The 18,211-nt window shown below is 74.3% G+C and carries 11 protein-coding genes; 4 read left to right on the forward strand and 7 right to left on the reverse strand.

What is annotated here, in order from left to right:
• From VR44_RS05465 to VR44_RS05490, 6 genes are all read right to left on the reverse strand, one after another.
• The coding region (locus VR44_RS05465; protein ID WP_045946218.1) for a sodium:solute symporter family transporter at positions 1 to 1,003 on the reverse strand (1,003 nt) is incomplete at its 3' end.
• Between the two features lie 128 nt (positions 1,004 to 1,131).
• Positions 1,132 to 1,407: a hypothetical protein gene (locus VR44_RS05470; RefSeq protein ID WP_045946219.1), complete on the reverse strand. Its 276-nt coding sequence runs from the start codon at positions 1,405 to 1,407 to the stop codon at positions 1,132 to 1,134.
• Between the two features lie 158 nt (positions 1,408 to 1,565).
• Positions 1,566 to 5,759: an nSTAND1 domain-containing NTPase gene (locus VR44_RS05475; RefSeq protein ID WP_052713476.1), complete on the reverse strand. Its 4,194-nt coding sequence runs from the start codon at positions 5,757 to 5,759 to the stop codon at positions 1,566 to 1,568.
• Between the two features lie 345 nt (positions 5,760 to 6,104).
• Positions 6,105 to 6,920, reverse strand: a complete 816-nt coding sequence (locus VR44_RS05480) for a LytR/AlgR family response regulator transcription factor (RefSeq protein WP_045946220.1) — start codon at positions 6,918 to 6,920, stop codon at positions 6,105 to 6,107.
• Positions 6,921 to 7,179: 259 nt separating this feature from the next.
• Positions 7,180 to 8,115 carry an SCO0930 family lipoprotein gene (locus tag VR44_RS05485; protein ID WP_045946221.1) on the reverse strand — a complete coding sequence of 312 codons (936 nt, stop codon included), beginning with the start codon at positions 8,113 to 8,115 and terminating at the stop codon, positions 7,180 to 7,182.
• A gap of 125 nt (positions 8,116 to 8,240) precedes the next feature.
• Complete coding sequence (locus VR44_RS05490; RefSeq protein WP_045946222.1) at positions 8,241 to 9,254, reverse strand: GDSL-type esterase/lipase family protein; 1,014 nt, start codon at positions 9,252 to 9,254, stop codon at positions 8,241 to 8,243.
• A gap of 320 nt (positions 9,255 to 9,574) precedes the next feature.
• Here VR44_RS05490 and VR44_RS05495 point away from each other — a divergent pair, with 320 nt between their 5' ends.
• The 3 genes from VR44_RS05495 (at position 9,575) to VR44_RS05505 (ending at position 16,215) form a co-directional block, all read left to right on the forward strand.
• A complete protein-coding gene (locus VR44_RS05495) occupies positions 9,575 to 11,044 on the forward strand; it encodes an amino acid permease (RefSeq protein WP_045946223.1) in 1,470 nt (489 codons plus the stop codon).
• Between the two features lie 10 nt (positions 11,045 to 11,054).
• Positions 11,055 to 11,510: an Lrp/AsnC family transcriptional regulator gene (locus VR44_RS05500; RefSeq protein ID WP_007262967.1), complete on the forward strand. Its 456-nt coding sequence runs from the start codon at positions 11,055 to 11,057 to the stop codon at positions 11,508 to 11,510.
• 94 nt (positions 11,511 to 11,604) lie between these two features.
• Positions 11,605 to 16,215, forward strand: a complete 4,611-nt coding sequence (locus VR44_RS05505) for a hypothetical protein (RefSeq protein ID WP_045946224.1) — start codon at positions 11,605 to 11,607, stop codon at positions 16,213 to 16,215.
• Between the two features lie 152 nt (positions 16,216 to 16,367).
• On the opposite strand, the gene VR44_RS05510 is transcribed toward VR44_RS05505, so the two are convergent.
• Entirely contained in the window at positions 16,368 to 17,078 is a 711-nt protein-coding gene (locus VR44_RS05510; protein ID WP_045946225.1) for a GNAT family N-acetyltransferase, read from the reverse strand.
• A 330-nt stretch (positions 17,079 to 17,408) separates the two neighbouring features.
• Between VR44_RS05510 and VR44_RS05515 the strand changes: the two genes are divergently transcribed.
• Positions 17,409 to 18,209, forward strand: coding sequence for a carbon-nitrogen hydrolase family protein (locus VR44_RS05515; protein ID WP_045946226.1), 801 nt, complete (start codon positions 17,409 to 17,411; stop codon positions 18,207 to 18,209).
• The last annotated feature ends 2 nt before the right edge of the window (positions 18,210 to 18,211 follow it).

The following is an 18,211-nucleotide window of genomic DNA, read 5'->3' on the forward strand; positions in this document are numbered from 1 at the left end:
CGTCGGGGCTGGTGTAGAAGCGGACCGCGACGTGCGGCAGGCCCATGGTGCCGAGGAAGGTGGCCAGGATCAGCCCGTACGTGGCGTACAGCCGGTGCCCGCGCTCGCCCCCGGACACCGGCTTCGACCAGCCCGGGGTGTCCCGGTCGGCCCCGGCGCGGGAGTCGGGCACGGCCGACCCGGCGGTGAACTCCAGCCGGGTGCGCGCCTGGACGGAGTGCCGGCCCGGCTCCAGCGTCAGCGGGGCCTCCCGGTAGGCGCGCCCGTCGACCCGGCCCGTCACCGTGACGGTCAGCGGATCGCCGACCGACAGCCGGACGTCCCTGGCGAGGGTGACGGCGGTGTGCTCGCGGAAGACGGCCGGGGCGTCGAAGGTGGCGCGGGGCGTGCCGTCGCCCGCCCAGGCGGCGAGCAGGAAGAAGGCCGGCACCAGCAGGGCGGTGAGCTTGAGCCAGTACTGGAAGGCCTGCACGAAGGTGATGCTGCGCATCCCGCCCGCCGCGACCGCCGCCGTGACCACGCAGGCGACCACCAGCCCGCCCACCCAGTGCGGGGCCCCGGTCAGCACCTCCAGGGTCAGCCCGGCCCCCTGGAGCTGCGGCAGCAGGTACAGCCAGCCGACCCCGAGCACGAACAGCACCGCGATCCGCCGCACCGCCTGCGACTGGAGCCGGCCCTCGGCGAAGTCCGGCAGGGTGTACGCCCCAGACCGGCGCAGCGGGGCCGCGACGAACACCAGCAGGACGAGGTACCCGGCGGTGTACCCGACGGGGTACCAGAGCATCTCCGGCCCCTGGAGCAGCACCAGCCCGGCCACCCCCAGGAAGGAGGCGGCGGAGAGGTACTCCCCGCCGATGGCGGCGGCGTTCAGCCGGGGGCCGACGGTGCGGGAGGCGACGTAGAAGTCGGAGGTGGTCCGCGATATCCGCAGTCCGAGCGCGCCGACCAGCACCGTGACGAGGACGACGACGGTGACCGCGGTCAGCGCGTACGTCTGGTTCACGGGGGTCCTTCGGCGGGCGGGGGAGGGGACTTGGGAGTCTACGCAGCCGATCCGCCCCCGGAACAGGCGCGTTCCGGCCCCTGACCTGGCCGGTCTCCACGCGGAACCCCGCGCCGGCGGGTGTCGTCTCAGAACGCCGGGTCGCGGTGTTCCGCGCAGCCGCGGAGGGCGATCTCCAGTTCCACGTAGGACTCCTCGGCGCGGCGGAAGGCCAGCGTCAGGGCCGCCTCCGCACTCGGCGGCAGCTGCCCGCAGGTGCCCTCGCGGGCCTCGTACAGCACGTCCGCCCAGCGGGCGGCCGCGCTGCGCAGCCGCGCCAGCAGCGCCTCGGCCTCCGCGGGGCCGGCGGCCCGGGTGCGGGGCAGTCCGGTCAGCGCGTCCAGCAGCGCCTCGATCTCGGACATTTCGCTCCTCCCGGGGCCGGAAGATCCACGATACGGCGGCCCGGGCGCCGACATACCCCAACACCAGGCCCCTGCGGCCGACGGCCCCGGCGGATCGCCGTACGCCCTTCCCGGCGCGACGAACGGCGCCCTGGTACGCCGGACGGTAGGGCCCGCGGTCAGTGGGAGGGGCAGGCCACGCCGTCGGCGTGGCTGGGAAGGATCGAGGTCCGTTCCTGTGCGGTGAGGTCGCGGTTGACGGCGTGGCAGATGTGGTCAACCGCCGCCTCGGGCTTGAGGTCGAGGTCCCGCAACTGCACGGTGCCGTTGGCGCCGGCGATGGCGAGGGTGTGCCCGTCGGGGCTGAACGCGACCGACAGCACCGCGCCGTCGTGGCCGGTCAGGGTTTGGCGCAGCTTGCCGGTGTCCGGGTTCCACAACAGGACGTTCCAGTCGTCGCCCCCGGTGGCGATCGTGCGTCCGTCGGGGCTGAACGCCACCGCGCGCACCGCGTAGATGTGGCCGTACATCGGAGACAGGGGCTTGCCGGTCGCCACGTTCCACAACCGCACGGTGTGGTCCTCGCTGCCTGTGACGATCACGCTCCCGTTGGGACTGAACGCCAGCGAGGTCACCGCTGCGATGTGATCCGTCAGGGTGGTGCGGGTGATGCCGGTGACCGTGTCCCACAGTCTTACCGTGTTGGTTCCGTCTCCCGTGCTGCTGGAGCCGGCGATGGCGAGCGTGCGTCTGTCGGGGCTGAACGCCAACGCGTACACCCAGTCCTTGTAGGCCGTGCTCGCGTTGCCGGGTTCACCCGTGGAGGTGTCCCACAGCTGTACGGTTGTGTCGTCGCCGCCGGTGGCCAGGGTGCGCCCGTCGAGGCTGAACGCCAGGGACTGCACCGCGGCTTTGTGGCCTTTGAGCGTTCGCAGCTTCTCACCGGTGGTGGTGTCCCACAGCAGCACGGTCTTGTCGCCGCTGGCGCTGGCGAGGATCCGTCCCTTGGGGCTGAATGCCACCGTGGTCACCCGCGCCTCGTGGCCTTTGAGCGTTCGCAGGGTCTTGCCGGTGGCCGCGTCCCACAGCAGCACGGTCTTGTCGTCGCTCCCGGTGGCCAGGGTCCGCCCGTCGGGGCTGAACGCCACCGAGTTCACCGATGCGCTGTGACCCCTCAGCACGGGGTGTATCGCATCGGCGGCCATGTCCCACAGCCGTACGGTCTTGTCGTCGCTCCCGCTGGCGAGGGTCCGCCCGTCGGGGCTGAACGCCACCAGGTTCACTGCGCCGGTGTGCCCCGCCAGCATGCCGAGGAACGCGCCGGTCGCCGGGTTCCACAGGCTCACGTTCTGGTCGTAGCTGCCGGTGGCCAGGGTGCGCCCGTCGGGGCTGAACGCCACTGACGCCACCCCACCGTTGTGCCAGATGTCGAGGGAGGAGGGACGGCCTTTGCCGGTGGCCGTGTCCCACAGGCGTGCGGTGTCGTCGACGCTTCCGGTGGCCAGGGTGCGTCCGTCGGGGCTGAAGGCCACCGAGAGCACGTCGTCCGTGTGGCCCTTCAGCGTGGCACGGGTGGTGTTGGTGGTCGTGTCCCACAGGCGTGCGGTGTCGTCGGTGCTTCCGGTGGCCAGGGTGCGTCCGTCCGGGCTGAAGGCCAACGTGTACACCTCTCCAGTGTGGCCCTTCAGCGTGGTGCGCAAGGTGCCGGTGTCCGCGTCCCACAGGCGCACCGTTCCGTCGGCGCTCCCGGTGGCCAGGGTGTGTCCCTTGGGGCTGAAGGCCACCGCGTACACCTTCCCCGCGTGGCCGGGGAGAGTGGCGAGGGCCTTTCCCGTCACCACGTCCCACAACCGGACGGTCTTGTCGTCGCTGCCAGTGGCCAGGGTGCGTCCGTCCGGGCTGAACGCCACCGATTCCACTCCTTTCGTATGCCCGATGAGCGGGGGCCGGGCCTTGCCGGTGGCGACGTCCCACAGCAGCACCGACTGGTCGGAGCTCCCGCTCGCGAGGGTGCGACGGTCGGGGCTGAACGCCACAGACCACACCTTGCCGTCGTGGCCGCGCAGAACCTGCCGCCGTGGGTCGGCCGTGCTGTGCTCCAGGCTTTCGACGGCCTCGGCGGTGTGGTCGATGCGGTACGCCCGCACGGCCAGCAGCGCCGCGAGGTCGGGGTTCACGCCCAGGAGTCCCTCGGACTGGGCGGCGAGCTGCCGGGACAGGGCCTCCTGCCGCTGGGTGACGGTCGTCCGCCACTGCCAGACCGCGCCTCCCCCCGCGACCAGCGCGAGGACGAGCAGGCAGGCCAGGACCATGTTGAGGCGTCTGCTGCGCCGGATGGCGGCCTGCTGGCGCTCCCGGCTCGCGGTCAGGAAGTCCGCGATCTCACTGGGCAGGTGCCGCTGCCGGGACCAGTCCAGGCCCTCCGCGAGGGCCGTTCCTCCCAGCAGGTCCCCCGGGTCCTTGCCGGCCGCCCAGCGGGCGCGCCGGTCGCGGGTGTGGTCGAACCACTCCTGGAAGCGGTGGTCCTGGCCGACCCACTCGCGCAGCGTGCCCCAGTCCTGGATGAGCGCGTCGTGGATCAGTTCGGCGACCGGCGGTCCGGCGGGAGCGTCCGGGTGCCCCGGATCGAGGGGGGTGTGCGTGGTGATGATGCGGTGGCGGGTGAGGACGGCCAGTACCTCGTCGAACCCCTCGTCGTCCGGCCCGGCGCCGGGGTCGGCCGCCAGGTCGCGCAGCTCGTGCAGGGGCACCTGTTCGCGAATGGCGGGAATGTGGTGGGACAGGTCGGCCGGCCGCACCAGCGAGGTGAGGATCCGCTGCGCGACGGGGCGGCGCTCGGGCGGCAGCTGGTCCATGGCCGTGTCGCACCAGGTGGTCAGGCTGCCGGTGACCCCGCCGATGCGCCGGTACGCGTCATGGGTGAGATAGCCGTCCTGGCGTCTCTCCCAGAGCTGACTGAGCGCCAGTTCCAGCAGGGGCAGCACCGTCACCGGTGCCTCGCGGGACGACGTGCCCCCGGGGGTGGTGGCCAGGACGTCACTGATGATCTGCTCGGGCAGGCCGGGCTGGAAGCGGGCCCCCATGCGCTCGGCCGGCAGGGTGATGATGTCGTGCAGGTCCTGCTGGCTCAGGGCGCTCGGTACGTTGAGCAGTCCCGGCACGGCAGCCTCGAACATGCGGGCCAGGGCTGCCAGCTGGGGGTAGAAGTCGTCCCGCATGATCAGGATCACGCTCAGTGCGGCACGTGACTTGACCGCCGCGGTGATCTCGTTCGTGGCGGCGAGGCGGCGCTCGTGCTGCGGACCGCTCGCGGACTGGGCGAGGAGCTCCTCGAACTGGAGGAGCTCCTCGAACTGGTCGACGACCAGGACGACACGCCGGTGGAAGGGATCGGCCGCCAGCCTGCTGGTGACGGCCGCGGCGATCCCCTCGGTGGCGGCCCCGGGCAGCCCGGCACGCTCGAGCTCGGCCAGCAGGTCCTGCCTGGGCCGGGCGACCACGGGCAGCCACCGGTCGCTCTGCGGCAGTTCCCCCGCGGCCAGGGCGGGCAGGACACCCGCCTCGACCAGGGACGACTTGCCCGAACCGGACGGGCCGAGGAGCAGGGTGAGCCGCTGCTGCTGAGCCAGGTTCGCCAGCACCTGCCGCACGGCCTCTCCGCGGCCCTCGAACCACTGGGCCTGCTCGGCGGTGAACCGCTCCAGCCCCTGGTAGGGGCACACCTCCTGCTCGGCCAGCTCCGGCCACACCTCCCGCAGCACCTGCGTGGGAGTGACGTAGGCGATGCCCTGCCCCCGCTCGTACTGGTCCGGTGAGGCGATCTCGGTGAGCATGCCGATGACCAGGCCCGTGACCTCGTCGACGACCGGACCGCCGCTGAAGCCGGTGGTCAGGTCGTTGGCGGAGGTCAACTGCAGGTACGCGCTCCTTCCGGCGGCCGCCGGCAGCAGATCGCCGGCCACCCCGAAGCCGAAGTGCCCGCCGGGCGGGGCCTGGGAGGGGAAGCCGAACGAGCGCACCGGGTGGCCATGGCATCCCGCCGCCGTGCCCATCGGCAACCCCTCCATGCCTTCCGAGGTACCGTGCAGCCGCACCACGGCCACGTCCTCGTCCTCGGGAGCACGCCACGCCTCCTCCAGCACCCGGCCCTCGATGCGGGGCGCCCCGGGACTGCGGGGGAAGGCCAGCCGCACGTCCTCGCCCGGCTGCGAGCCGGCAGCGCGCACGACGTGCGCACAGGTGACCAGGACGTCCTCGGAGAGCAGGAAGCCCGCGCCGACCACGCCGCCGTCCGGTCCCAGGACCTGGGCCACGGTGGAGAGCAGCCCCGAGGAAAGACCGCCGCCGTCGGACTTCGTGCCGGGGGTGGCCACGGGATCAGCCCGCCGTCATCGGGGGTCGCCCGTCCCGGGCGGTCGGGCGGGTGCGCGTCATGTCCTCCTCCGCCGGTCGTACTCGTCGCGGGGCGACAGAGAAGTGGGCGCCGTCGGGCGCAGCGGCACCGCCCCGGCGGGGGACGGGACACCCGGACGGGGTCGTCCGCGGACACCGGGGGAACGGAGGCAACCGTGGCGCTACGGCGCGGCGGTCGGGGTGAGGTCGTCTCGGCCGCGAACGGTCCGTTCGACACCCCTCTCCAGCATGCGCCCTCCGGGTGCCTACCGCATCCCGGCGCGACGCGCCACCGGAGCGGCCGCCCGCCCAGGCCGGGGCGGGTCCTACCCCGTGGCCTGGCGCATCAGGAGGTCGCGGAGTTGGCGGGCGTGGCGGCGGCTGACCTGGAGTTCCGCCGGGCCGATGCGGACGGTGGTGGTGCCCGCGTCCAGCCGGAGTTCGTCGATCCGGCTCAGCGCCACCAGGTGCCGGCGGTGGATGCGGACGAAGCCGCGGGCCGCCCAGCGCTCCTCCAGGGTGGACAGCGGGATGCGCACGAGGTGGCTGCCCTCGTCGGTGTGCAGCCGGGCGTAGTCGCCCTGGGCCTCCACGTAGGCGATGTCCGCGATGGCCACGAACCGGGTGACCCCGCCCAGTTCGACGGCTATCTGCTCCGGGGGCCGCTCGGCCGCGGACGCCTCGGCGGCCTGCCGGCGGGGCGCCGGGACGGCCGCCCGCTCCGGCTCGGGCTCCTGTTCCCGCACGGGTCGGCCCAGCAGGTCGCGGGCCCGCCGGACGGCCTCGGCCAGGCGCTCCGGCCGTACGGGCTTGAGGACGTAGTCCACCGCCTCGAGGTCGAAGGCCTGGACGGCGAAGCCCTCGTGCGCCGTGACGAACACGATCAGCGGCGGCCGGGCGAACCCGGCCAGCAGCCGGGCGATGTCCAGGCCGGTCAGCCCGGCCATCTGGATGTCGAGGAAGACCACGTCGATGGCGTCGGGCCCGTCGGGACCGCTCTCCACCGCCCGCGTGATCCGGCGCAGTGCCTCGGTGGCGTCCGAGGCCCCCTCCGCGCTGAGCACCCGTTCGTCGGAGCGCAGCAGGTAGAGGAGTTCCTCCAGCAAGGGCTTCTCGTCGTCGACGGCCAGTACGCGCAGCATGGCCCGAGTCTAGGCCGCGTCTTTCGGGTCAGGCAGGATCAGCCCGCGGCCTCTGGTGCCGTGCATCGGCGCGTTGGCGGGGCGCCCTCGTACTGGACGTACTGGGGTGCTCCGCCAACTCGGCGAGGTGCGGTGCCAGGGGTCGCGGGCCCTGCCTGACCCGAAAGACACGGCCTGAGCACGGCCCCCGCCCGGGGGGAGGAGGGCGGGGGCCGTGCGGCCGGTGCGTGGGGGGAGGGGCGGGGAGTGGAACTCCCGGCTACTGGGCGCCGATGAGCTTGCCGTCGGGGGCGACGGCGTACCAGGTGCCGCCCACGCCCTGCCCGTTGACGTCGCCGGGCTTCTTGTCCCCGGTGAAGGTGTAGACGGGCCAGCAGTTGACGGTCTGCTGCTTCTTGCCGTCGGGGCGGTCGAGGACCAGGTAGTTCTTCTCGACGATCCCGCTGCCCCGCTCCGCCGGGGGGACCACGGGCCACTTGGCGAGGCAGTCCCCCGTGCACTTGGAGACCATCGGCCAGGCGGTGTCGGGCTTGAAGCGGTAGACGGTCATGCCGTTGCCGTCGACGATGTGCTCACCGAGCGCGGGGTCCTTGGCCACGGTCAGCGCCCCGGCGGCCTGGCCGGGGGTCCCGGCCGGGGCGGGGGCCGCGGCCTTCGCGGCCTTCTTGCCGTCGGGCGCGAGCGCGAACCAGGTGCCGCCGACTCCCTGGCCGCCCAGGTCGCCGGCCTTGGTGTCCTTGGCGAAGCGGTACGCGGGCCAGCCGGCCACCGTCAGCTGCTTGCTGCCGTCCTTGCGGACCACCTCGCCCAGCAGGGACGGGTCCATGCCCGCCGCGGCGCTCGCGTCGCCCGCCGGGACCACCGGCCAGGCCTTGGCGCAGTCCCCGTCGCAGTTGGACGCCGGGGGCTTGGCGGTGTCCTTGTCGAAGCGGTACAGGGTGAACCCGGCGCTGTCGGTGAGCACCGGCCCGAGCTTGTCGGTGGTCGAGACGGCGAGCGCGCCGGCGGGCTTGGCCGCGGCCGCCCCGGCGCCCCCGCCGCCGGCGTAGGGGTCGGCGGCGGGAGCGGCGGCGGTGGCCCCGGCCGGCTTGGCCGCGTCGGCCTTGTCGGCCTTGTCGTCCCCGTTGCAGGCGGTCGCCGCCAGCACGACGACGACCGCGACCGCGGCCAGGGTGGTTCCGCGCTTGATGCCCATGGTGATCTCTCCCGTGTGTGTTCCGCCGGGTCCGGGGGCTGTTCGCCCGCCGTACCCGTCAACTCGTGCGGAACACGGCGCCGGGGGAGCGTCCTGTTCACCGGGGGCGGTATGGCGTGTTTCACTCACCCGCCGTCGAACCCGGCCCGCCGCAGGGCCGTGACCACAGCGAGGCCGAGGGTGCGGTGTCCGGCGTCGTTGGGGTGCAGCCCGTCCGCGAGGTGCTCGGGCCCCAGCAGGTCCCGGCCCGGCAGCAGGGCCAGGCGTCCGTCCCCGGCGGCGATCCGTTCGCGGGCGGCCCGCTCCATGGCGTCGCGCAGGGCGCCCAGGGTGGCGCCGAGCCGGTTGGGGGTGCGTTCGGCGTCCGGCCGCAGCACGGGGGAGACCAGCAGCAGCGGGGTCCGGGGGTGGCCCTGGCGGACCAGGTCGAGGAAGACGCGGGTGGTCTCGTACAGCAGGGCGGCGGTGTGGGGGACGCGGGTCCAGCAGTTGGTGCCGAAGGCGAGGGTGAGGGCGTCGGCGGGCAGGGACGCGAGCTGCTCGGCGGTGGCCAGCTCCCCGCGCGCGGCGCCCGCGTACCCGAGGTTCACGGTGTCCCAGCCGAGCGCCCGCCCGGCGACGGCCGTCCAGCCGTGGGCGGGCCGGGTGGACCACCACCCCTCGGTGATCGAGTCCCCGTGCACCACCCAGCGCGGGGCGGGCGGGGCCGGCGCCAGGGCTCCGCCGACCCCGCGCACGCCCAGGACCAGCGGGGACTGCGCCTCGGGCGGGTGGACGGTGAAGGGCCCGGCCCCGCCGGGCAGGGGAACGCGGACGACGGCCTCGGCGGCGGGGTCGGTGAAGACCTCGCGGACCATTCCGTGGCGGTCCCAGAGGGAGAAGCCGTGCGCGAGGTCGCGCAGGGCGTTCGTGGGGCCGGGCACGGCGGCCCGGTAGTGGATCTCCACCGCGTGCGCCCCGTGGGCGAGGAACTCCAGGCGGACCCCGATCGGCAGGGTGGCCCGCTCGCCGGTGTCCCAGGGCAGCCGCTCGGTGTCGGCCGGGTCGGCCCGTACCGGGCGGTCCTGATCCAGCCAGGCGATACCGCGCAGGAAGGGGCCCGGATCGAGCCAGGCCGTGGCCGTTCTGTCGGCGTCCATGGCGGCACGCTGCGGCAATTCTGACGGTCTGTCAAGAACGGCGATCGAGGGGGGTCGCGCACTGATCGAACATCCACGTGCAACAAAGGACCATCCAGGACAGATCCGCGCAACGATCGTCCGTCAATGTGCAAGGATGGTGCATTACGGGCAGTATCACTCAGCTCGTAGGCTCACCCCCTGTACGTGGAGTGGCGCGGACCGCCTGCTCGGCGGTCCTCTCATGCCCAGACGGGCTCCCATCCGTCTGAAAACTGCTCCGGACCGCTGCGGTCGACGCCCGACCCGTCCCCATCCCGCAGTGTCAAAGGAGTCCCCTCGTGCTCGATCAGGGCCAGGCACCCCCGCTCTCCCCGGAGACGCGCAAGCCCGTGAACCCGCTCATGCGGCGCAAGCCGGTCGAGCGGCTCGTCTCCGAGGGCGGGCAGGGCGAGGGCGGCACGCTGCGCCGCTCGCTCACCATGTGGCAGCTGACCATGATCAGCATCGGTGCCACCCTGGGCACCGGCATCTTCGTCGTCCTCGGCACCGCCGCCCCCAAGGCCGGCCCCGCCGTGACGATCTCCTTCGTCATCGCGGGCCTCACCGCGCTCTTCTCGGCCCTCTCCTACGCCGAGCTGGCCGGCTCCGTCCCGGTCTCCGGCTCCTCGTACTCCTACGCGTACGCCACCATGGGCGAGCTCATAGCCTGGATCTGCGGCTGGTGCCTGGTCCTGGAGTACGCCGTCTCCGTCGCGGCCGTCGCCGTCGGCTGGGGCCAGTACCTCAACGAGCTCCTCGACGGGACCATCGGCATCACCATCCCCGAGGCGGTCTCCCAGCCGTACGGCCAGGGCGGGTTCATCAACCTGCCGGCGCTGGTCGTCGTCCTGCTCTCGATGGTCTTCCTGATGCGCGGCGCCAAGGAGAGCGCCACCGTCAACTCGATCATGGTCGCCGTGAAGATCGTCACGCTGATCCTCTTCATCGGCATCGGCGTCATGGGCATCAAGTCCGGCAACTACACGCCGCTCGCCCCGCTCGGCGTCACCGGCATCAGCGCCGCCGCCTCCACCCTCTTCTTCTCCTACATCGGCTTCGACGCCGCCTCCACCGCCGGTGAGGAGGCGAAGAACCCGAAGAAGGACCTGCCGCGCGCGATCATGCTCTCGCTGGGCATCGTCACCGTCCTCTACGTCCTCGTCGCCTTCGTCGCCGTCGGCGCCATGCCGTGGAAGGACTTCGAGGGCACCGAGGCCGCGCTGGCCCAGATCATGACCGACGTCACCGGCACCAGCGTCTGGGGCGTCGTCCTCGCCGCCGGCGCCGTGATCGCGATCTTCTCCGTCGTCTTCGCCGTCCTCTACGGCCAGACCCGCATCCTCTTCGCGATGTCCCGCGACGGCCTCGTCCCCAAGGTCTTCGCCAAGGTCGACGAGAAGACCGGCGCCCCCCGCGCCAACGTGGTCATCGTCTCCCTCTTCTGCGGCGTCCTCGCGGCCTTCATCCCGCTGGGCAAGCTCGCCGACGCCACCAGCATCGGCACCCTCTTCGCCTTCGGCCTGGTCAACATCGCCGTGATCATCCTGCGCTACACCAAGCCCGACATGCCGCGCACCTTCAAGGTGGCCCTCTTCCCCGTCACCCCGATCCTGGGCTTCCTCGCCTGCGGCTACATGATGTTCAGCCTCGATCTGCCGACGTGGATCGTCTTCGGTGGCTGGATGGCCGTCGGCCTCGTGGTCTACTTCACCTACGGCATCCGCCGCTCCCGACTGGCCACGGAAGAAGTGGCCACAGCAGAGAAGTGATCCATCCGCAGTGCGACTGAACGATCTCGACGAACGCATCGTGCACGCCCTCGCCGAGGACGCCCGACGCTCCTACGCCGACATCGGCTCCGAAGTCGGCCTCTCCGCCCCCGCCGTCAAGCGGCGCGTGGACCGGCTGCGCGCCGAAGGCGCCATCACCGGGTTCACCGTCCGCGTGGACCCGGCGGCCATGGGCTGGGAGACCGAGGGCTTCATCGAGATCTACTGCCGCCACAACACCTCGCCGGACGACATCCGGCGGGGGCTGGAGCGGTACCCCGAGGTGGTGTCCGCGTCGACCGTCACCGGCGACGCGGACGCCCTCGTCCAGGTCTTCGCCTCCGACATGCGCCACTTCGAGCGGGTCCTCGAGCGCATCGCGGGCGAGCCCTTCGTCGAACGGACCAAGTCCGTCCTCGTCCTGTCGCCCCTGCTGAGGCGCTTCACCTCGGGAGCGCCCGCCTAGACACTCCCCGCCCCCGCCGGACCATCCGGCGGGGGCGCGGTCGTATCCACAGGGGGCGGCGGCACTGTCACAGGCGCGTGCCACCATCGGCCGCATGAAGATCCAGATCCCGCTGCCGGCCGGACCGCACCTGTCGACCGTCTACACCGACTGGACCCGCGCCCACGACCCCGCCGCGGAGCCGGCGGCCGTCGAGCTGTTCGACGAGGTCCTGAGCACCATCCACCGGGCCTACGAGAAGCCCGGCCGGTTCGTGGACGGGCTGGAGCGGCGGGTCCGGGGCCTGGACCCCGCCCACCTGCCCTGGTTCTGGGACACCGTCGGCCACAAGCTCATCGCCTGGCACCTGCGCTCCGCCGCCGCCCGTGCCTACGCCCTGGCCCGCAAGGCCGAGCGCGCGCACGCCCTGCCCGTCGACCCCGACTGGCACCGCGCCAACCTGCTGCTCTTCGCCCGCGCCGGAGCCCTGCCCGGCGCCGAGCTCAGTGGCCACCAGGCCTGGCTGGCCGCCGCCCTGGAACCCGCCGCCGCGCACGAGGAGTACGTACGGGTCCTGCGCGCCTGGGCCGCCTCGCCCGGCGAGCTCCCCGCCGACCTGGCCCGCCGCGTCCGGCTCTCCGCCCGCGCCGCCGGCCTCGACACCGCCGAGGAGGCCCGCGTCCTGGGCCTCGTCCTGGCCGAGGCCCGCAGCAAGGAGGTCCCCGACCGGCTCCTGGACGCCGCCACCCCGCTGCTGACCGCCCACCCCCCGGCCGAGGACACCGCCCTCGCGCTCCTCGGCCTCTTCCCCGAGAGCCGCGGCGACGCCTCCTCCTGGCTGCGCCTCCTCCTCGGCTGCGGCGCCGCCGACGCCGCCGCGGCCGGCCGGATCGTCCCCGAGGACGGCCTGCCCGGCTGGTTCGCCCGCTACACCCGCCGCTTCGGACACGGCCGCTCCGGCGGCGGCGTCATGCGCCAGCCGATGCCCGCCGAGCTGTTCGAGCTCCTGACCCGCTGGGCGCCCCGGCTGCGCGCCGCCGGAACCCCGCTGCGGCTGCACGAGGACCGCTACCGCTACCAGGGCCTGGACGCCGACCTCCTCGACGCCTGCCTCGCCGAGGGCATCCCCGTCGAGGACCCCGGCGCCGCCGTACGGCTGGTGTTCTGGGACGGGAGATCGCGCCGCGACCTCAAGGCCCTCGCCGCCGACCCCGTCTTCGGCCCCCGCCTGGAGGGCACCGTCCACGCCGGCCTGCGCCGCTCCGGCACGGCCATCACCCTCCTCCCCGGCAACGCCGGCATCGCCGCCGGGGTCCACGCCCGCGTCGAAACCCTGCTCGGCGCCCTGTGCGGCGGCGGCCTCGCCGCCGCCGACGAGGCCGCCGACGAGCTGGCCGGCCTCCTCGACCGGCCCACCGCCCTCGCCCTCGACGGCATCGAGGAGGCCCTCGGCGCACTGGACCTCACCGGCCCCCTCGGCCGGGCCCTGCGCGCCGGACTCCCCGAGGAATGGGCATGGCCCGCCCTGGAAGAGGCCGTAGCGGGCCTCGGCGGACCCGCCGCGGTCACCGGGGTCACCTGCACCTGGCCCGTCCTGACCGTCTACGGACCGGACCGGGCCGTGGCCGTCGACCACGCCGGCCCCCGCGGCTCCTGCGCCTTCCGGCTCCCGGACGGGGCGACCGCCCACACCGTCCACTGGGCCGGCGGCTCCTTCCTGGTCGGCTTCGCCACCACCCCCCGGGCCTCGTTCGGCACCCACGCCTTCTGGGCCGACCGCCCCGAGGACGTTTTCGAAGCGGAGCGGCAGCTCGGCCTGCGCCGCTACGGCGGCATGATCCAGGGCGGCCTCGGCTACCAGTTCGCCACCCCCGACGGCGGCCGCCTCGAGGAGGGGCACGTGCTGCGCCCCGGCGACCGGCAGGGCATCGGCTCCCACGACGTCCAGATGAGCGACGGGGAGCACTTCTGGACCACCGGCGTCCACGACGCCTGGCGCACCTGGACCCGCGTCGACCCCGCCACCGGAGCCGCCGTCCCCGGCCACGACACCCCCGCCTTCCACACCGCCGCCCCCCTCCCGCCCGGCACCGAGCACTTCAGGGACCTCCAGACCCTCGCCGTCCTCCCCGACGGCGCCCCCGGCTCCCCGCTCGGCCAGGACGGCCGCCTCGTCGGCTTCCGCGTCCTCAACCGCACCCCCTACCCCGGCCCCTCGCCCAGGGAGTTCCTCCTGGAGGGCGTCGACGGCCGCCGCGCCGGCTACCGCAGCCGCCGCTGGGGCCGCCGCCCCTGGGCCGTGATCCGGATGCCGCAGGGCGGCGAGGAGGCGGTCCTGGCCGGCCAGGAGACCATCCGCTGCCACGCCGCCGAGGACAACTCCCTCCTCTGGCAGGTCCAGGGCTTCCCCGGCTCCGACCGGCGCCGCACCCCGGGCTTCGGGGACGGCGCGGGCCCCGTCCCGCCGCCCGCCTTCTGGCACTTCCTCACCGAACGCTGCACCGCCTCCTCCCGCGCCCTGCGCACCGTGGACGACACCGCCGTACGGGCCCTGCTCGACGCCGCCCTGGCAGGCGAGCCCGCGCCCGCCCTGCCCGGCCGCCCCCTCGACCCCGCCGTCGCCGACGGCGTTGCCCGGGCGGCGGTCCTCGCGGCCGACGTCCTGCGCCGCCGCCGCGAACTGTCCCGCAAGGTCGCCGTCATCCGCTCCGGACCGGTGGTTTCGCTGCGCACCGAAACCCCCGACAGCGTGCTCGTCCCCGCCCTGCACGGGCTCGTCCCCGAACGCCGGCGCGCCTACGACGAGCCCTCCCTCCCCCCGCAGCCCGCCGTCCAGACCGCCGTCGCCGCCGACGGACGCCACCTGCGCGGCGAGATCGACGACGAGGCCCGCGTCCTGGCCAGGCCCGCCGTCCCCGAGACCTGGGAGCCGCTGGTCGGCGGGATCGGCGCCGTCGCCTGGCGGGCCGTCGCCGCCACCACCCCCGACGGCGAACGCGAAGCGCTGGCCGCCCTGCTGGAGACCTGGAGCGGGCAGCCCTTCGCCGAGCCGGGCTCCGCCTGGCGCACCGGCCGGGCGACCGCGGGGTCCCTGGCCGCCCGCCGCGCCGCCGGACACACCCTGAGCTCCGGCCCCGTCCGCGGCGGCACCGCCTGGTTCCTCCAGCGGGCCGCCGACCCGGCGCCCGAGGGGGCCGAGGACTGCGAGGTCCGCACCGTCGACGCCGACGACTCCGTACGCCTGCCCCGCCTGCTGGAGCTGCTCGCCGAACGCGGCCCGCTGCCCGTACCGCCCGCCGCCCGGGACGCCTTCGCCCGCGCGACCGGGGTCCGCGCCCCCGTCGCCGCCCTCGTCCTCGGCGGCTTCCCCGGCCGCGCCCACTACGACGAGCACCTCAAGCTGCTCGCCACCGCCCCGTTCAAGGCGAACAAGGCCCTCGCCCGGCAGTACGACGACCTCTGCCGGCGCCTCGGCGACGCCGGACGGCGCGCCGTCCTGGCCGCCGCGGTGCCCGAGGACCCGGCCGCCCTGTGGGAGCCCGGCGGCGTGACCGCGGCGACCGGGCGGATGGCCGCCGTCTGGAACGGGCTCCTCGGCTGCGGGGAACACACCGACGAGGAACTGGCCGCCGCCCTGGAGGCCGAGCTGGGCCTGCCCGACACCTGGGCCCGGTCCCTGCCCGCCGGACGCGTCCCCGCCGACTCGCCCTTCGGTGAGGACGGCCTCGTCCTCACGGGAGGCCGGATGGGCGGGATCGAGCTCCACCACACCGCGCCGGACGGCACCGCCGGGGACTGGGTGCACGCCGGGGAGCCCGCGCACCAGCGGGCCGCCTCCGTGATCGCCTGGGCGCTGACCGAGCGGCCCGTCGGGGATCCGGCCGCCCGGGGAGCCCTCGCCCTGTACGGGCGGCTGCGGGCCCAGCTGGACGGCCCGGGAGCGCTCGTCCCGCTGGGCGGCTTCTTCAAGGAACTGGCCGCCATCGCGGCGACCGACGCGGCGTTCGCCCCGTACGAGGGGACCCTCCTGCCGTGCCCGAAGCCGCTGTGGGAGGGCGCACCCGGCACCTCCACCGCCCATGACGACGGGCTGTTCGTGGTGGCCGTGCCCAGCGGGGACTGCTTCCTGCGGCCGGCCGCCCTCGCCGACCCGGAGCGGATGGCGCGGGCCGAACGGATCGCCGCCACCGTCCGGGAGGGCTACCTGCTGACCGTCCTGCACCGGCACCGGGACCTCTTCGACGGCCTGGACCGGCTGGCCGCCCGCGCCGCCGCCACCCCGGTCCCCGAGGGCGGCTACGAGGCCGACCCCGCGCTGAGCGCCCCGGAGCTGGTCGCCGAGGTGGCCGCGGCCCTCGGGACCGGTACGGACGCCGCCGCCCTCCACCTCCAGCTGCTGGCCCTCGCCCGCCCCACCGACCGCAACGTCCGCCGCTGGAACGGCTGGACCCCCGCCCGGCACAAGGCCGCCCAGGCGGAGCTGCTGGCGACGGGCGCCGTGGTGAGCGACAAGCGGACCCGTGCGGGCCGGACGCTGTTCGTCCCGGGGGAGTGGACACAGGCCAAGGCCCCGCACCTCCCCGTGGAGACGGCGAAGCTCGCCGCACACGTGGCGGCCGCTTCGGGCACGAACCTCCACCTGCCCCTGCTGCGCCTGCTCGCGCCGCTGCCCCCGCACGAGCTGTTCGCCCGCGCCTGGGCCGAGCGGGGCCGACGGGCCGGCTGAGGGCACACGGGGACGGGAGCCGGGCGGAGGGCCGGGCGGCCGCTGATCCGCGTGTTCATCGCCCGGCCGCCCGGCCCCCTGCCCGGGCCCCCGTCCCGGCCGACGCTACGGGAGCTCCGGCCGGGAGTCGATGAACTGCGTGTTAAACCGTGTCATGCCTGATCAACGGGGGTTCCGGGGGTGCGCAGCCCGATGAAGACCGGCTCCCGGCGCAGGACGAAGCCCATCGACTCGTACAGCCGGATCGCGCCGGTGTTCTCGGCGGCCGCGTGCAGGAACGGGACGTCCCCGCGCTCCCGGATCCCCGCCGCCACCGCCCGGACCAGCAGTGCGGCCAGTCCCTGACCGCGGTGGGCCGGGTGGGTGCACACCGCGCTGATCTCCGTCCAGCCCGGGGGCCGCAACCGCTCCCCGGCCATCGCCACCAGCCGGCCCTCGCGGCGGATCCCGAGATAGCTGCCCAGCTCGATGGTGCGCGGCAGGAAGGGGCCCGGCTCGGTCAGCTCCACCAGCGCCGTCATCTCCGCCACGTCGGCCGGCCCCAGCCGGACCGCCTCCGGCGCGGCCTCGGCCCGCACCGCCCGCCCGTCCAGCTGCACGCCCGGGATGACGCGCACCGTCTCCCAGCCGGCCGGCGGCGTCGGCAGGCCGGTCAGCCACACCTCCCGGCCCGGCCCCACCAGCGCGGCCAGATCCGCCCAGGCGGCCGGATCGGCGGGGTCGGCGACGGCGGCGAAGGGGTTCGCCGCCGGGAGGTAGCGGGCGGCCCCGCGCCCGGAGTACTCGGCGAACGCGCGGTGCGGGCCGGTCAGCGCGGCCCAGACCGGGTTGTCCAGCGGGGCGGAGGGGTTCTCGGTGGGCATGCGGTGCGGAATCCTTCCTCAGGAGCGGGCGCCCCCGGAGCCCCGTGCGGGGGCCCGGGATGGTGGCGACGGCCGCAGGCTATGCCCCTTGAGCCCCCGGGAGCAGCGGATTTACGCGCCCGCCATCCACCCGCCATCCGCACCGGCTCTCCGCGTCCGACCCACCCCCCGCTCAGCCCGCCCACCAGGGCCCGCGCAACGATTCGCCGCGCACCGGCAGGAACGCGCAACGAATCGATGAGCCCAGCGCAACGCTGACGGCTTGTCCCGGTCGAACGCCCGAACGTACCGTTTTACGACCCCCACCCCACCTGTCACAGAGGTACGCCCATGCCCCCGCTGCGCACCGCACTCCTCCAGAGCTCCGGACGGCTCGGCGACACCGCCGAGAACCTGAAGCGGCTCGACGAGGCCGCGGCGCGCGCCGCACAGAGCGGGGGCGGGCTCCTCGTGACCTCGGAGATGTACCTGACCGGCTACGCGCTGGAGGTCGGGGACATCGCGGGCCTGGCCGAACCGGCCGACGGCGAGTCCGCCCACACCATCGGGGGCATCGCCCGCCGCCACGGGATCGCCGTCCTGTACGGCTACCCCGAGCGCGACGGCGACACGGTCTACAACTCGGCCCAGCTCATCGGCCCCGACGGGGCCCGGCTGGCGAACTACCGCAAGACCCACCTGTTCGGCTGCTTCGAGCAGGAGGCCTTCACCCCCGGCGACACCCCCGTCGTCCAGGCGGACCTGAACGGCCTCCGCGTCGGCATCATGATCTGCTACGACGTGGAGTTCCCCGAGAACGTACGCGCCCACGCCCTGGCCGGGACCGACCTCCTCCTGGTCCCGACCGCGCAGATGCACCCGTTCCAGTTCGTCGCCGAACAGCTGGTCCCGGTACGGGCCTTCGAGAACCAGATGTACATCGCGTACGTCAACCGGACCGGCCCCGAGGGCGAGTTCGAGTTCGTCGGCCTCAGCTGCCTCGCCAGTCCGGACGGGGTCACCCGCACCCGCGCCGGCCGCGGCGAGGAAATGGTGTTCGGCGAGGTCGACCCGGAGCTCCTGGGAGCCTCCCGCGAGACCAACCCGTACCTGCGCGACCGCCGCCCCGGGCTCTACGCCTCCCTCGCCTGAGG

The organism is Streptomyces katrae, from assembly GCF_000966975.1.
Classification (GTDB): Bacteria; Actinomycetota; Actinomycetes; order Streptomycetales; family Streptomycetaceae; genus Streptomyces; species Streptomyces katrae.

What these genes read in the sequence shown, in the direction of transcription:
- VR44_RS05470 (WP_045946219.1), bottom strand. Translation starts at nt 1,407, where the DNA reads ATGTCCGAGATCGAGGCGCTGCTGGACGCGCTGACCGGACTGCCCCGC.
- VR44_RS05480 (WP_045946220.1), bottom strand. Translation starts at nt 6,920, where the DNA reads ATGCTGCGCGTACTGGCCGTCGACGACGAGAAGCCCTTGCTGGAGGAA.
- VR44_RS05485 (WP_045946221.1), bottom strand. Translation starts at nt 8,115, where the DNA reads ATGGGCATCAAGCGCGGAACCACCCTGGCCGCGGTCGCGGTCGTCGTC.
- VR44_RS05490 (WP_045946222.1), bottom strand. Translation starts at nt 9,254, where the DNA reads ATGGACGCCGACAGAACGGCCACGGCCTGGCTCGATCCGGGCCCCTTC.
- VR44_RS05505 (WP_045946224.1), top strand. Translation starts at nt 11,605, where the DNA reads ATGAAGATCCAGATCCCGCTGCCGGCCGGACCGCACCTGTCGACCGTC.
- VR44_RS05510 (WP_045946225.1), bottom strand. Translation starts at nt 17,078, where the DNA reads ATGCCCACCGAGAACCCCTCCGCCCCGCTGGACAACCCGGTCTGGGCC.
- VR44_RS05515 (WP_045946226.1), top strand. Translation starts at nt 17,409, where the DNA reads ATGCCCCCGCTGCGCACCGCACTCCTCCAGAGCTCCGGACGGCTCGGC.